The organism is Acidiphilium sp. C61, assembly GCF_905116885.1.
GTDB lineage: Bacteria > Pseudomonadota > Alphaproteobacteria > Acetobacterales > Acetobacteraceae > Acidiphilium.
The window spans coordinates 2240682-2255878 of the sequence record NZ_CAJHNI010000005.1; the positions used below are offsets into that span (position 1 = coordinate 2240682).

Annotated in this window: 9 protein-coding genes and 1 pseudogene; 5 read left to right on the forward strand and 5 right to left on the reverse strand. The window is 63.3% G+C overall.

What is annotated here, in order from left to right; translation table 11 throughout:
• Nucleotides 1–18 precede the first annotated feature (18 nt).
• Together HUW10_RS13415 and HUW10_RS13420 are read left to right on the forward strand one after the other, a co-directional pair.
• Entirely contained in the window at nt 19–1569 is a 1551-nt protein-coding gene (locus HUW10_RS13415; RefSeq protein ID WP_174503961.1) for an amino acid permease, read from the forward strand.
• The gene (locus HUW10_RS13420; protein WP_201712615.1) at nt 1550–3010 is read left to right on the forward strand and encodes a gamma-aminobutyraldehyde dehydrogenase; all 1461 of its coding nucleotides are present in this window, start codon (nt 1550–1552) and stop codon (nt 3008–3010) included. The genes HUW10_RS13415 and HUW10_RS13420 overlap by 20 nt, the downstream gene beginning before the upstream one ends.
• A 23-nt stretch (nt 3011–3033) precedes the next feature.
• On the opposite strand, the gene HUW10_RS13425 is transcribed toward HUW10_RS13420, so the two are convergent.
• Complete coding sequence (locus HUW10_RS13425; protein ID WP_174503962.1) at nt 3034–4434, reverse strand: aldehyde dehydrogenase family protein; 1401 nt, start codon at nt 4432–4434, stop codon at nt 3034–3036.
• A gap of 304 nt (nt 4435–4738) precedes the next feature.
• On the opposite strand from HUW10_RS13425, the gene HUW10_RS13430 reads away from it, so the two are divergent.
• Both HUW10_RS13430 and HUW10_RS13435 read left to right on the forward strand, forming a co-directional pair.
• Nucleotides 4739–5758, forward strand: coding sequence for an alpha/beta fold hydrolase (locus HUW10_RS13430; protein WP_174503963.1), 1020 nt, complete (start codon nt 4739–4741; stop codon nt 5756–5758).
• 342 nt (nt 5759–6100) lie between these two features.
• A pseudogene (locus HUW10_RS13435) lies at nt 6101–6229 on the forward strand (IS630 family transposase); the annotation flags it as partial.
• Between the two features lie 371 nt (nt 6230–6600).
• Here the strand turns inward: HUW10_RS13435 and HUW10_RS13440 are convergent.
• From HUW10_RS13440 to HUW10_RS13455, 4 genes are all read right to left on the reverse strand, one after another.
• Nucleotides 6601–7755 (reverse strand): aliphatic amidase, encoded by a 1155-nt coding sequence (locus HUW10_RS13440; RefSeq protein ID WP_236656390.1) that lies wholly within the window; start codon nt 7753–7755, stop codon nt 6601–6603.
• A complete protein-coding gene (locus tag HUW10_RS13445; RefSeq protein ID WP_201712616.1) occupies nt 7715–9388 on the reverse strand; it encodes a cytosine permease in 1674 nt (557 codons plus the stop codon). The genes HUW10_RS13440 and HUW10_RS13445 overlap by 41 nt, the downstream gene beginning before the upstream one ends.
• A 120-nt stretch (nt 9389–9508) precedes the next feature.
• Nucleotides 9509–10399: a DNA-binding response regulator gene (locus HUW10_RS13450; protein WP_174503964.1), complete on the reverse strand. Its 891-nt coding sequence runs from the start codon at nt 10397–10399 to the stop codon at nt 9509–9511.
• A complete protein-coding gene (locus tag HUW10_RS13455; protein WP_236656519.1) occupies nt 10396–13752 on the reverse strand; it encodes a hybrid sensor histidine kinase/response regulator in 3357 nt (1118 codons plus the stop codon). The genes HUW10_RS13450 and HUW10_RS13455 overlap by 4 nt, the downstream gene beginning before the upstream one ends.
• Nucleotides 13753–13954: 202 nt before the next feature.
• On the opposite strand from HUW10_RS13455, the gene fmdA reads away from it, so the two are divergent.
• The gene (gene fmdA, locus HUW10_RS13460) at nt 13955–15187 is read left to right on the forward strand and encodes a formamidase (RefSeq protein ID WP_174503966.1); all 1233 of its coding nucleotides are present in this window, start codon (nt 13955–13957) and stop codon (nt 15185–15187) included.
• Nucleotides 15188–15197: the final 10 nt, after the last annotated feature.

The window sequence follows — 15197 nt, forward strand, 5'->3', positions numbered from 1 at the left end:
TCAACATGGGAGACGGAGATGTCGAACGACCAGAATGAGGCGCGGATCCTCGCGGAGGATACCGCAACGCTGCACAAGATGGGCTATGCGCAGGAACTCTCGCGGCGCATGCACGGGTTTTCCAATTTCGCCATCGCCTTTTCGATCATCTGCATTCTTGCCGGCGGAATCACCTCGTTCCAGGCGGCGTTCTCGGCTGCCGGGCCGGGGGGCGTGTTCATCGGCTGGATCGTGGGGTCGATCTTCTCGATGGTGATCGCGCTGTCGATGGCGCAGATCGCCTCGGCCTACCCGACGGCGGGCGCGCTCTATCACTGGTCCTCGATCCTCGGCGGGCGGGGCTGGGGCTGGGCGACCGCCTTCGTCAACCTGCTCGGGCTGATCTTCGTCGTCGCCTCGGTGAATGTCGGCGCCTACGACCTGTTCACCAGCCTGATCCTCGGCAACATGTTCCATATCGACACGTCGCACTGGGGGTTCTGGCAGCAGACCGTCGCCGTCGTCCTGATCACCGCGAGCCAGGGCGCGTTCAACCACATGGGCATCCGCACCACCACGCGGCTGACCGATTTCTCCGGCTACCTGATCTTCTTCATCGCCATCGTGCTGACCATCGCGATGCTGGTGGGCGCGCAGCATTACGATTTTTCGCGGCTGTTCACCTTCATCAACTATTCCGGCAAGGCCGGCGGCGGCGTGGTGCCGCATAGCGGCAACCTGTTCTACCTCTTCATGCTCGGCCTGCTGCTGCCGCTCTACACCATCACCGGGTTCGACGGCGCGGCCCACACCTCGGAGGAGACGGTGAACGCACGGCGCACCGTGCCGCGCGGGATCATCAATTCGGTGTTCTGGTCGTTCGCCTTCGGCCTCGTGATGGAGGCCGCGATCCTGCTGGCGATGCCGGATCTCGGCAAGGCGGCGGCGCAGGGCGGCAACGTGTTCTTCAACCTGCTCGCCGGGTTGCCGGTGATCCTGCCGGTGAAATACCTGCTCTATGTCGGCATCGTCGTCGCCAACTATCTCTGCGCGCTGGCGGGGGTGACCTCGACCTCGCGGATGATCTTCGCCTTCGCCCGCGATGGCGGGCTGCCGGGCCATGCGATCTGGCGGCGGGTAAGCCCGACGCACCGCACACCGGTCGGCGCGATCTGGCTCACGGCGGGGCTCTCGGTCGCGGCGACGCTGTATTCGCCGGCCTTCGCGGCGCTGGCGGCGGGCTGCGCGATGTTCCTCTATATCTCCTATGCCATGCCGGTCGCGGCCGGCCTGCTGGCGGAGGGCAAGACCTGGACCGAGTTCGGCCCGTTCCGCCTCGGCGCGCTCTCGAAGCCGCTCGCGGTGATTTCGATCATCGGCGTGTTCGTGCTGATTTATATCGGCATCCAGCCGCCCAACGACATCCTGATCACCTACGGTCTCGGCCTGATCGTGCTGATGCTGGTGCTCTGGTTCGGGGTGGCGCGGGTGCGCTTCCCCGGCCCGCCGATCAGCCGCGAAGCGATCGCGCGCCGGGCGGCGGAAATCGCGGCCGAGGAACGCGCGGTTCATGAAGGGGCGGGAGGCTGAGATGGCCGCGACCCTGCCCACACACCTGCTGATCGGCGGCGCCTTCGAGCCGGGCGCGGGCGCGCCGGTTCCGGTGATAAATCCCAGGACCGGTGCGGTGATCGTCGAGATCGCCGAGGCGGATGCCGGCCAGGTGGCCCGCGCGGTGGAAGCCGCCGGGCGCGCCTTTCCCGCTTATGCGGCGCTGCCGCCGGGCGAGCGCGCGGCGATGCTGCTGCGCCTCGCCGATGCGATCGAGGCGGAGGCGGAAGACTTCGCCGCGCTGGAGGCGCTGAATTGCGGCAAGCCGCGCCCGGCCGTGCTGCGCGACGAGATTCCCGCCATCGTCGACTGTTTCCGCTTCTTCGCCGGTGCTGCGCGCTGCCTTTCGGGCAGTGCGGCGGGCGAGTATCTCGCCGGCCATACCTCGATGATCCGGCGCGATCCGATAGGCCCGGTCGCGCAGATCGCGCCGTGGAACTACCCGCTGATGATGGCGGCGTGGAAGATCGCCCCGGCGCTCGCCGCCGGCAACACGGTCGTGCTCAAACCCTCGGAACTGACGCCGCTGACCGCGCTGAAACTGGCGCGTGTCGCCGCCGGCATTCTGCCCGAGGGCGTGCTCAACGTGATTTCGGGGCGCGGGACGAGCACCGGCCAGGCGCTGATCGACGCGCCCGGGATTGCGATGATCTCGCTGACCGGCTCGATCGGCACCGGCGAGCGGGTGATCCAGGCAGCGTCGGCCTCGATCAAGCGCACCCATCTCGAACTCGGCGGCAAGGCGCCGGTGATCGTCTTCGACGATGCCGATATCGACGCCGCCGTCGCCGCGGTGCGGGATTTCGGCTATTACAATTCCGGGCAGGACTGCACGGCGGCCTGCCGGGTCTATGCCGGTGCGAAGGTCTATGACCGGTTCGTGGCCGACCTCGCCGCGGCGGTGGCGCAACTCCGCTATGACCGGGCGGATGATTCGGAAAACGACATCGGCCCGGTGATCTCGGCGGGCCAGCGCGAGCGGGTGGGCGGCTTCGTCGCCCGCGCGGCCGCGCTGCCGCATGTCGAGATCGTCGCCGGCGGGCGCGACGCGGCGGGGGCCGGGTTCTACTACGAACCCACCGTGGTCGCCGGCGCGGCGCAGGACGACGAGATCGTGCGCCGGGAGGTGTTCGGCCCCGTCGTGTCAGTGACGCGCTTCACCGATCCCGAGCAGGCGATCGTCTGGGCGAACGATTCCGATTACGGCCTCGCCTCGTCGGTCTGGACGCGCGATGTCGGGCGGGCGATGCGCCTGGCCGCCGGGCTGCGCTACGGCGCGACCTGGGTGAACTGCCACTTCATGCTCGCCAACGAAATGCCGCATGGCGGGCTGAAGCGGTCGGGCTACGGCAAAGACCTCTCGGCCTATGCGCTGGAGGACTATACCGTGGTCCGCCACGTCATGGTCCGGCTGGACTGATCCCGCCCGCGCCGGACGATGCGTCAGGGTGCTTCTTTCAGGTGGAAGGATTTCGGCCGGGTCAGATGCTCGAAGCCGATCCGCGACAGGGTGCAGCCGCGGCCGGAATCCTTCACCCCGACCCAGGCCAGCGCCGGGTCGAGATAGTCGCAGCGGTTCATGAACACGGTGCCGGTGTCGATCGCGCCGCCGATGCGGGTTGCGGCCTCGATGTCGCGGGTCCAGACCGAGGCGGTGAGGCCATAGGGGCTGTCGTTCATCAGGCCGATCGCCTCCTTGTCCGAGCCGACCTTCATGATGCCGACGACCGGGCCGAAGCTCTCGCTGCGCATCACGTCCATCCGGTGATCGACATTTACCAGCACCTGCGGCGCGAGATAGGGCGTGCCGGGTCGGCTTGCGGGGAACCGCGCCTCGTCGATCAGCGCCGCAGCACCGGCGGCGAGGGCGTCGGCGATCTGGCCGCGCACGAAATCGGCGCCGGCGGCGTTGACCATCGGGCCGAGCGTGGTCGCGGCGTCGAGCGAATGGCCGAGGCGATAGGCGTTGGTGGTCTCGACGACGCGGGCGATGAAATCGTCATATACGGCGGCATCGACATAGATCCGCTCGATCCCGCAGCAGGACTGGCCGGAATTGAAGAAGGCGCCGTCGACCAAATTGTCGGCGGCGTGGACGATGTCGGCATCGCGCCGGACATAGGCGGGATCCTTGCCGCCGAGTTCGAGGCCGATGCCGGCGAAGCGGTCGGCGGCGGCGCGGACGACGCGATGGCCGGTCGCCACCGAGCCGGTGAAGGCGATGAAATCGACGCGCGGATCGCGGATCACCGCCTCGGCGTCGGCATTGGCGAGGTGGAGCACCTGAAAGACATGCTCGGGCAGGCCGGCGGCGGCGAAGGATTCTGCGAAGCGCTCGGCGCAGAGCAGCGTCTGCGAGGCCTGTTTCAGCACCACGGCGTTGCCGGCGAGCAGGGCGGGGACGACGCTGTTGACGGTGATCAGATAGGGGTAGTTCCAGGCACCGATGACGAAGACGACGCCGAGCGGCTCGCGGGTGATGAACCGCTCGAAACCGGCGACCGGCGTGGGTCGGACCGGTGCGAGCGACTCCGCGGCGAGCGAGATCATCATCCGTGCGCGTTCGGCAACGCCGCGGATCTCGCCCGGCGTCTGGCTCACCGGACGTCCCATCTGCGCGCTGATCTCGGTGGCGATCGCGGCGCCATTGGCGGTGAAATGCGCGACGAAGCGCTCGCAGATCGCCATCCGCCCGGCAAGGTCGACGCGCCGCCAGGCCTTCTGCGCGGCGGTGGCCCGCTCCAGCGCCTGCTCGATCTCGGCCGGCCCGGCAAGGGCGCGGGCGGCGACCTCGGTGCCATCGGCGGGGGAGAGGATGCGGTGAATCCGGGGATGCTCGGCCACGGTTGGACCTCCATTCTGCGCTTGATCAGTCTGCCATGCCGCCGCGCGGCCCGGCAATGACATCAGAGCGCAGACTGGCGGGCGGCTTGCCAATGCGGGCCTGGCAATCGCAAGCCAGGATGATCGCGGCAGAGTCGTGAAACCGGCTGGCGCGATCTGTGGTCTTCTGGATAATTATACGTGCCGGACGCCAGGATATCTGATGCTTTCCGGCTCGATGCCCGGCATGCGGGCAGGACAGGAGACAGACGTCATTGCAATGCGCCGAGCGTGTATTCGGCCACTTCACGGGGAGAGATTCACGATGACCATCGACTATCAGATTCACGACCTTGGTGATTTTCGTCTGCAGGGCGGGGCCACGCTGCGCGGATGCCAGCTCGCCTACAAGACGTTCGGCACATTGAACGCCGACAAGAGCAATGCCATCGTCTATCCGACCTGGTATTCCGGCCAGCATCATGACAATGAGTGGCTGATCGGTGCCGGGCGTGCTCTTGATCCGGCAACGCAGTTCATCATCATCCCGAACATGCTCGGCAATGGCCTGTCCTCCTCGCCAAGCAATACGCCGGAACCTTACAACGGACCGCGTTTCCCGAAGGTGACCGCGTATGACAACGTGCGCGCGCAGCATCATCTCGTCACTGAAAGATTCGGCATTTCACGGCTCCGGCTGGTCACCGGCTGGTCGATGGGCGCGCTACAGACGTTTCACTGGGGGGCGATGTATCCCGACATGGTCGAACGGATCGCGCCATTCTGCGGATCGGCAAAATGCTCGCGCCATAATTTCGTGTTTCTCGAAGGGGTGAAGGCGGCGCTCACGGCCGATGCCGCGTTTGCCGAGGGCTGGTATACGACCAAACCGGCGAAGGGCCTCAGGGCGATGGCGCGCGTGTATGCCGGGTGGGGGTTTTCCCAGGCTTTCTATCGCGAGGAACTCGACCTGAAGACGCTTGGCTATTCCTCGCTGGAGGATTTCCTGATTGCCTTCTGGGAGGGGTTCTTCCTGCCCAAGGACGCGAACAATCTGCTGGCCATGCTGTGGACCTGGCAGAATGGTGACATCTCCGCCAACGAGCTCTATCACGGCGACTTTCGCAAGGCGCTGGGCGCGATAAAGGCCAAGGCGCTGGTCATGCCTGGCCAGACCGATCTGTATTTTCCGCCGGAAGACAGCGCGTTCGAGGTGAAGCACATGCCGAATGCGACGCTGGTGCCGGTTCCATCCATCTGGGGGCATTTCGCTGGCGGACCTGGGACCAGCGTGCAGGATGTCGAATTCATCAACCAGAAATTGAAGGAACTGCTCGCCAGCTGACGCTTGGCACGCCACCTGCGGACGCGTGGCCCGTGATCGAAAGCGCCAAAGCCATGTCGCATTTCGATCAGGCCGCGTGTTCAAGGGCGAGGCCACTCCGCCCGGCGCGGATGGTCTCGGTCTGGCGTTCTGCGGGCGTTGTGCGGGAATTCAGGCCATCGGCGTTTGGATCGCTTGAGTTTGATGGCGAAGAAGGTGTCCATCCTACAAGCAAATTAATATATCGATCAATCTCAATATAAAATTCATGATAATGTGAAAATACCTTTTTATCTACCCTGCAATTTTTCCTGCTTCGTTCGAATTCGAACCCATCGCAGGATGGCGCTTACCGACAACTGACTCTCCAACCGAGAGTGCCGAAACCACGACGACATCGTCGTTCACTGCTGCCACGCTTGGAACCGCCTTGTCGATCAGCTCTGGAGCTTCATGTCCATCGGACTGCGCCAATGGGCACACGGCTCCTGATCAATAGTATTTCCGATTGACCGGCTCAAGTGAGTGGTTAATGATGAACGTTAGTACATTCTTGTCTCCGCCGCCATGGTCGCCCCCCCCCCCCCCGATTCCGCTTCGCTCCATCGACGGCCACTGAGCGGCCTTATCTTCCTGGCATTCGGAGGACTGATGATCTGCTTGGCTCTGACCGGCCACTGAACTTGTACCTTGCTATGATCAGAGCCTCCCTCGCACAGCTATGTGTCAAGTGACAGGCAGTTCCTTAAACATTGGCATTGTGCAACGTCTCTCATTGAACGGCCACACCCTCGCCATAAAAATGCCAAGGCAGAATCGCTTCCGCTCCATCCTCCCGCTGACGCCAGGTTGAGTACGAGCGCTCACTCGGCCGCGAGCCTGACCTCAATCGGGATGCCCTCGATCGGACATTCCTCGGTCCCGAGGCTCGGCCGTGTAAGACCTTCGACCTTCGCGCGTACCGCCTCAGGATTTTCAATCCACTCGCGATAGAAATCGTAGGGGCAGACTGCCTTGCCAGGCTCGTTTTCGTGAGAATTCACCATTCCGGTATATCCACGATGGAGCAGTTTGAAGAGGTGGTTCTCCGACTGGCCATTACGGCGTGCATCACGCAGTAGGGACTTCGAAAGTTGCGCATACTGGATGCCATACTCCTCCTCCCCGCACTCGCCGAGCGTGCGCCCGTCGAACCCGATGATCGCGGAGTGTCCGAAATAGGAATAAACCCCGTCGAAGCCAGAGGCGTTGGCAACCGCGACATAGACATTGTTGGCCCAGGCCATGGACTTGGCCATCATGACCTGCTGGTCCTTTGCGGGATACATGTAGCCCTGGCAGCGAACAACCAGTTCCGCCCCCTTCATCGCGCAATCGCGCCAGATCTCCGGATAGTTGCCGTCATCGCAGATGATCAGGCTGATTTTCAGGCCCTTCGGGCCCTCGGTGACATAGGTCGTCGACCCTGGATACCAGCCTTCGATCGGCGTCCATGGCATGATCTTGCGATATTTCTGGACGACCTTTCCTGTGTCGTCGATCAGGATCAGCGTGTTGTAGGGCATCTTGCGCGGATGCTCCTCATGACGTTCTCCGGTCAGCGAAAACACGCCCCAAACCTTTGCCTTGCGACAGGCTTCGGAAAAGATCTCGGTTTCGTCGCCGGGAATGACGGAAGCAGTCTCCAACATCTCGTTACGGTCATACATGATGCCGTGCGTCGAATACTCGGGGAATATTACCAGGTCCATGCCGGGCAGACCGGATTTCATCCCGATCAGCATTTCAGCGATCTTCTGTGCGTTGGCCAGTACCTCGGCCTTGGTGTGCAGCCGGGGCATCTTGTAGTTGACGACCGCGACTCCGACCGTGTCGTTGCTTGCGGAAATATCACCATGCAGCATGAGCTTTTGTCCTTGAGAGGTGAAAGGGACGTGGCGGGCCGCCGGCCCAGCCACGCGAATCAGCAGCGGGCGATCAAACCGTCGGCGAGCCGAACGACAGCGATGGCGCGGCATGCGGCTTCTTGCACATGTCAGCACAATCGCTGTCGAGCGAGCAGCAGAGCGAGCAGATGCTGCCCTTGTGAAATGGGCATCCGGTCATGTCCTCCGGCTCGTATTCGAAGCCGCAGGCAACGCAGTTCATCGCGGTATGCCCGACACCCGGATGATAGGAGGGGTCACGCGCGATGTAGTATCTACCCTTAGTGATGACCGCGACGATCGGCGACAGCACGAACGCAACGGCCAAAGCGATGAAGGAGGAGAAGGCGGCCGCATAGGCGCCGAAGACACCGAAGAACGCGAGCACCGAGATGATCGAGGCGATCACCATCGAGCCGAACCCGACCGGATTGAAATTGTAGAGATGCGCACGCTTGAACTCGACGTAGGACGGGCTGAGCTTGAGCAGCGGCTTGTTGATCACGAGATCCGCCGTCACCGCGCCGATCCAGGCAACAGCGACGTTCGAGTAAAAGCCGAGGATCTTGCCGAGGAAGTGGAACATGTTGAGTTCCATCATCGTCAAGGAAATGCCGATATTGAGGAAGATGTAGACGAAGCGCCCCGGATGAGCGTGCAACAGGCGGGAGAAGAAGTTGGACCACGAAAGCGAGCCTGAATAGGCGTTCGTGACGTTGATCTTGATCTGGGAGAGGATGACGAAGAATGTCGCCACGCTAATCGCCAACATCCCGGCGCCGAACATCGAGGTGAAGCCGGCATGATACATCTGGATCGGCTCGTTCGCCTGCGCCAACGGGGTTCCGTGTGATACCGCGACGGAGGCAAAGAACGAGCCCATGAGCTGTTTGGTGGCACCGAGAATGACCCAACCGGGGCCGGCGCCGAGCACGGCGAGCCACCAGCCGATCGAGTTTTTCTCCGTCTTGTCCGGCATGAAGCGGAGATAGTCGGCTTGTTCGCCAATCTGCGCGATCAGCGACAGTGCGATCCCGGCGGCGGAGCCGAACAGCAGCGGATTGAAGCCTGAGCCGCTCGGCGACGAACCGGCGAAGCCAATCCAGCCAGAAATAGCATGCGGATCGACGGCGAGCACTGCGATCGGCGGACTGAACAGCAGAAACAGCCAGATCGGCTGGGTCCACACCTGCAGCTTGGAAAGCAGGGTCATACCGAAGGCAACGAGCGGAATGATCAATAGCGAGCCGACCGCGTAGCCGACGGGCAGCGGGATACCGAAATAGAGGTTGAATGCCTGCGCCATGATCGAACCTTCAAGAGCAAAGAAAATGAAGGTGAAACTGGCATAGATGACCGAGGTTATGGTCGAGCCCAGATAGCCGAAACCCGCACCGCGGGTAAGCAGATCAACATCGACATTGTATTTCGCGCAATAATACGCGATCGGAATGCCGGTCAGGAAAATGACCGTCGCCGCCGCGAGGATGCCCCAGAACGCGTTGGCAAAGCCGAACTGCACGGCGAGAGAGCCGCCGATCGCCTGGTCGGCAAGATAGGCAATCCCGCCCAGTGCTGCCGAGAACACGGCATATTGCGACCAGGTCCGGAAGCTCCGGGGCGCGTAGCGCAGGGAATAGTCCTCGATGACAGGATTATTGACGAAGCGGTTGTAGGAACGCCGCGGCGCGGCGGGAGACATCTTGCCCGGTGTCGTTGTCGACATGGTTCTGCCTTTCGAACGGAATAGAAGAATGCCGTGAATGGCAGAAGCAGATCACAGGACGCGCGCTTCGGGGCATGGGCCGTATTGCGATCCGGCCTTCGTGGAATCGCGTAATCGGGGCTACGTAGACCCGAGCGCCTTGAGAGCGGCGACGACGGCAGTCGCGCGGTTCTCGACACCAAGCTTGACGAATATCTGTTCGAGATGCTTGTCGACCGTACGTGGACTTACCGTGAGGATTGTCCCGATATCGCGGTTCGACTTGCCACGCGCGAGCCAGAGCAGCACCTCAGCCTCACGCGGCGTCAGCGCCGCATGTGCCCGGAGCCGCGCGAGATCGCCGGCCACATCCTCGACTGTGACACGGAGCAGAAACTCATCCGCACCAATCTGGCCAAGCAGCACGAGTTCCACCGCGCGCCCGCCGGGGTCGAGCAGCCGGGTCTCGCTGCTGACTTCACGGGCGATGCGCTCGGTCAGCCAGTCGGCCGCCGTCTTCGGCAGCCTTTCGCCAGCGCCGAGTCCGGTCAATTCAGCTGCCTGTCGGGTGCTCCACAGTACTTGCCCGCCGCGATCGGCCGCGAGGAGGAAGCGACCAGACGCATCCATTGCCGCCTGCACGCTTCGGGTGAGCCCTGCATTGGCAAGATGTACTTTGAGCCGCGCGACGACTTCATCCGGCCGGACCGGCTTGGTGACATAGTCGACGCCGCCAGCCTGCAATCCGTCGATCACGTTGTTAGTCTCGGTGAGGCCGGTCATGAAGATGACCGGCACGAGGCCGCACCCCGGAATCTGCTTCATCCGCCGACATGTTTCGAAACCGTCGATGCCAGGCAACATGGCGTCGAGCATCACGGCGTCAGGCGTGATGCGCGCCATCACCGCAAGCGCCATCTCGCCCTGTAGAGCGACGAGCACATTGTAGCCGGCCTTTTCCAGCGTCTCGCTCAGCAGGCCGAGCATCGCAGGATCGTCATCGACGACGAGGATTGTCGGGCGGAAACTCATTCTACTTCCCCGCCGAGAGAGGCGAGCAGCCCCGCCAATTCGACCAGCCGGAAGGCATCGAGCTTGGCACGTAGAACGCCGACCGGTGCCGCCAGGTCGGGATCGCTGTCGGCGATTTCGTCAAGCCGCGCCCGCAAGGGACGGAGAAATCCGATTTCGGCGAGGCGACGCAGATCAACGGCGTAGGGTGCCAGCCGCGAGAGGTCTGGCCTGCTCCCGGCGCCAGCCGGCAGGGGCTCGGATTGGTCGGACGTCCACTCGATGCGCAACGAGGCGCCGATCGTTGCCAGCAGCGACCGGAGGTCTACCGGCTTGGCAAGCGCGTCGTAGAACGGATGCGGGGCCTTTCGCCGGCGCACGATTTCACCCGCGTCGGCCGATAGCAGGATAATCGGCGTCGACTCGTGACCGCTTGCGCGAAGTCGTGCAGCGAGTTCGGCGCCGCTGATGTCGGGCATCGAAAGATCGACGATGAACAGGTCGGGGTTTGCTGATGCCGCGAGACGCAGACATCCCTCGGCATCCGGCGCCGTCAGTACATCAAAGCCGAGAGGGCCCAGCGCATCCACGATCAGGGTGCGGTGCAGAACGTTGTCGTCCGTCACCAGAATGCGGCGACGGCGTCCGACATAGCCAGTGAAGACCGGCCGGGGTGAAGCGACCATGACGCCGGGGCCGCGGTGCGAAAGCATCAGCCGCAACGTGAAGCGGCTGCCGCAGCCAGGCGACGAGGTTACGGTCACTTCGCCGCCCAGGATCTGGGCGAGCAGCTTCGTGATCGTGAGGCCCAGCCCGATCCCGGGCGGCGCCGCGCCATCGCCGGCCGACAGGCGCTCGAACGGCTCGAAGATGCGCGCGACATCGGCATCGGCGATCCCTGGCCCGGTGTCGCTGACCATGAACTCGGCCACCTCGCCCGGCACCCTGACGGTGAGCCGGACCTCGCCTTCCCGGGTGAACTTGATCGCGTTCGACAACAGGTTGATCAGGATCTGGCGCAGCCGCGTTGGGTCAGTCATGACCGTTTCGGGCAACGTATGCGGACAGTCGAACGTGAAGGTGATGCCGCGCCCTGCCGCCTGCAAGCTGAACATATCGGCGATCTGGGTCAGGAACTCGTGCAGGCGAACCGGCTGGCGCTCAAGCTCGATCCGACCGGCCTCGATCTTGGCAATATCCATCAGCCCCTCGATCAGGCCGGAGAGATGCTCGCCGGAGCGGCGTATGATCAGCATCTTGCGGCGAACGCCTTCGGGGAGGCTGCCGTCGATCTCGAGCAGCTGGGCATAGCCGAGGATCGCGTTCAGCGGCGAGCGCAATTCATGGCTGACACCAACGACGAAGCGACTCTTCGCCAGGTTGGCAGCTTCGGCAACCTCGCAGGCGCGCGCCCGCTCAGCGTCGGTTCGGCGATGAGCCTCGATTTCGGCAAGCAAAAGCGCAGTCTGCTGCTCGACCTCCTGCTCCACCGCCTGGCGGGATTCGCGGGCCAATACAAACAGCCACGACACCACGCCTGCGATGATCGCGAGCACGAAGAAAGCATGCCAGCCAGTGAGCACAAGCAGGGCGGCGGCATCCGGGTCTGTCGGCTGCGCGAGCCAGACCAGCGTCAACAGAACCAGTGCCAGGAAGCCGCATGAGGTCACGAACACAAGAATGAAACGCATGAGCGGCGGTGAAAGGTGCCGACGCAGGACGCCTGGAAGAACTGGTGCCAGCATCGAGGACAGTTGCGCGCCGTAGCGCCCGTGCGGCTTGCAGGCGTCGTTGCAGCGGGCCTCCAGCGAGCAGCATAGCGAACAAATCGGCGCCGCATACACAGGACAATGGGCCATGTCGGCGATCTCGAACTCTTTGGCGCAGACGCCGCATTGGCACTCTGCCCCCCCGGCATGATCCGGTGGCGCGCGCCGGGCGAGGTAAAACCGCCCACCGGTCGCCGCGGCAATCGCGGGGGCTGCAAGGATCGCGGTCGCGAGCGCCAGCACCGGCGCAAACGCATGCAGGACCGGGCCCATCACCCCCCGCATCGCGATTCCACCCGCCGTCACCGCGAGCAGCATCGCTCCGAGCCCCACGGGGTTGAGGTCATAGAGATATGCGCGCTTGAATTCGATTGCCGGTGGCGCAAGCCCGAGCGGCTTGGCGATCGCGAGGTCGCCAAAGATGGAGCCGACCCAAGCACAGGCCAACACCGAGTAGAAGGAGAGGATCGGCTCGATGGCATGGTAGATGCCAAGATCCATTAGCAGCAACGCGATCGACACGTTGAACCCCATCCAGACGATACGCCCCGGATGGCGGTGGGTCAGGCGGGAGAAGAAGTTCGACCAGGCGATCGACCCCGCATAGGCATTGGTGACGTTGATCTTCAGCTGCGCCACGAGCACGAGCGCCACCGTAAGCGGCAGAGCCACCCTGCCGATACCGGGCGGCAGGATCGTCTGCCACGCCACGAGATACATCACGACTGGCTGGCCCGCGGCGCGCCCGGCCCCGCTGTGTACCGCGAGGACGACAAGCAGTGAGCCGGCGAGCAGTTTGATAACCGCTGGCACCACCCAGCCGGGCCCGGCAAGCGCAACCGCACTCCACCAGCGGATGCGCCCGCCAGGCCGCGGTGATGGCAGAAAGCGCAGGAAATCCACCTGTTCGCCGATCTGGACCACCAACGACATAATAACCGAGAGGGCCGCTCCGAAGTGGAGAGGGTCGAACGGCGCACCATAGCTGTGCCAGACACCGAGATCGAGCCTGCCGGCGGCAGCGGCAATCATCAGACCCAGCAGCGGCATGAAATTGAGAACGAGCCATGCACTGCGGGTGCGAGACTGAAACCGGCTTATGAAAGTGATGCCAAACGCCACCATGGGCAGCACCACGAGCGCGGCAACGATGTTGCCCAGCCAGGCGGGGACGCCGAAGCAGTAGGCAAGCATCCCGCTAACAATCGACGCTTCTATCGCGAAGAATATGAACGTGAACGACGCGTAGATCAGCGAGGTGATGGTCGAACCGAGATAGCCGAAGCCGGCGCCGCGGGTCAGAAGATCGATATCCACCCCGGCCCGTGCCGCGACCGCGGCAATCGGCCCTGCCGTCAGTCCGATGAGCAGTGCGCCGACGATGATCGCCGGTATTGCGTTGCTGGCGCCATAGGCGAGTGTGACTGTACCGCCGATCGCCTCAAGGGCGAGGAAGGCGGTCGCACCGAACGCAGTGTCGGCAACGCGGCCAGGTGAAAAGCGGCGCGCCCGATTGGCCGTGAAGCGGAGAGCGTAATCCTCCATCGTCTCGTTGCCGACCCACTGATTGTAGGTCCGTCTCGGGGGCGTGATACGCTGGCGCACGTTCAAGCGCTGTCCTTTCGGTCCTGCGGCGTATCCTCCCCTGACAACCATCTCGCCGCTTCGGTGGAATGACGTGGCGGATCGTTGACTGATTCATCACCCGCGGAAGTGCTTATGCATATACGGCGAACGCCGTATTCAATCCCGGCCCGATTTTGTCGACGGTCTGTGCAGATTTTGCAGCACATAAAAGGAGCATTCCGTGACGGAAACCCTGATCAAGGTCGACCTTGCCGGTTCGCCCTACGACAACGACATGATCCACAATCGCTGGCATCCGGATATCCCGATGGTGGCCACGGTCAAACCTGGCGACGATTTCATCCTCGAATGCTTCGATTGGACCGGCGGGTTCATCAAGAACAACGAAAGCGCCGCCGATGTGCGCGACATTGATCTGAGCACCGTCCATTTCCTCTCCGGTCCGGTCGCCGTCGAGGGGGCGGAGCCCGGCGATCTCCTTGTCGTGGACATTCTCGACATCGGGACTCTCCCCGGTAATGAGTGGGGATTCAATGGCTTCTTCTCGAAGCAGAACGGCGGTGGCTTCCTGACGGACCATTTCCCGCAGGCCCAGAAATCGATCTGGGACGTCAAGGGAATGTTCACCAGCTCACGACACGTCCCGGGTGTGCGCTTTGCCGGGCTGATCCATCCGGGCCTGATCGGCTGCCTGCCGGACGCGAAGCTGCTCGAAACCTGGAATGCGCGGGAGAACGCACTCATCGCGACCAACCCGACGCGTGTGCCGCCGCTGGCCAATCCACCGTTTCCGTCCACCGCACACATGGGTCGGCTCACCGGCGAAGCACGCACCGCCGCCGCGGCGACCGGTGCGCGCACCGTGCCGCCGCGCGAACATGGCGGCAATTGCGACATCAAGGACCTTTCCCGCGGTGCCCGCGTCTATTTCCCGGTCTATGTAAAAGGTGCCGGGCTGTCGGTGGGCGACCTGCATTTCAGCCAGGGCGACGGCGAGATCACCTTTTGTGGCGCGATCGAGATGCCTGGCTGGATTCATCTCGGGGTCCACAGCCTGATCAAGGGTGGGATGGCGAAATACGGGATCAAGAACCCGATCTTCAAGCCGAGCCCGATCAAGCCGGACTATAACGACTTCCTGATCTTCGAGGGTATCTCCGTCGATGATCACGGCGGCCAGCATTACCTCGACGTGTTCGTGGCCTATCAGCAGGCTTGCCTGAACGCGATCAACTATCTGACGAAGTTCGGGTACTCTCCGGCCCAGGCCTATGCCATTCTCGGGACCGCACCGGTACACGGGCACATCTCGGGCGTCGTCGATATCCCGAACGCCTGCGCGACCCTGTATCTGCCAACCGAGATTTTCGATTTCGACATCAACCCCGGCGCCGAAGGTCCGACAGTGCAGGCCCTCGGCGGTGCCGACGTCCTGCTTGCGCCCGATCTCTGACGGAGGATCA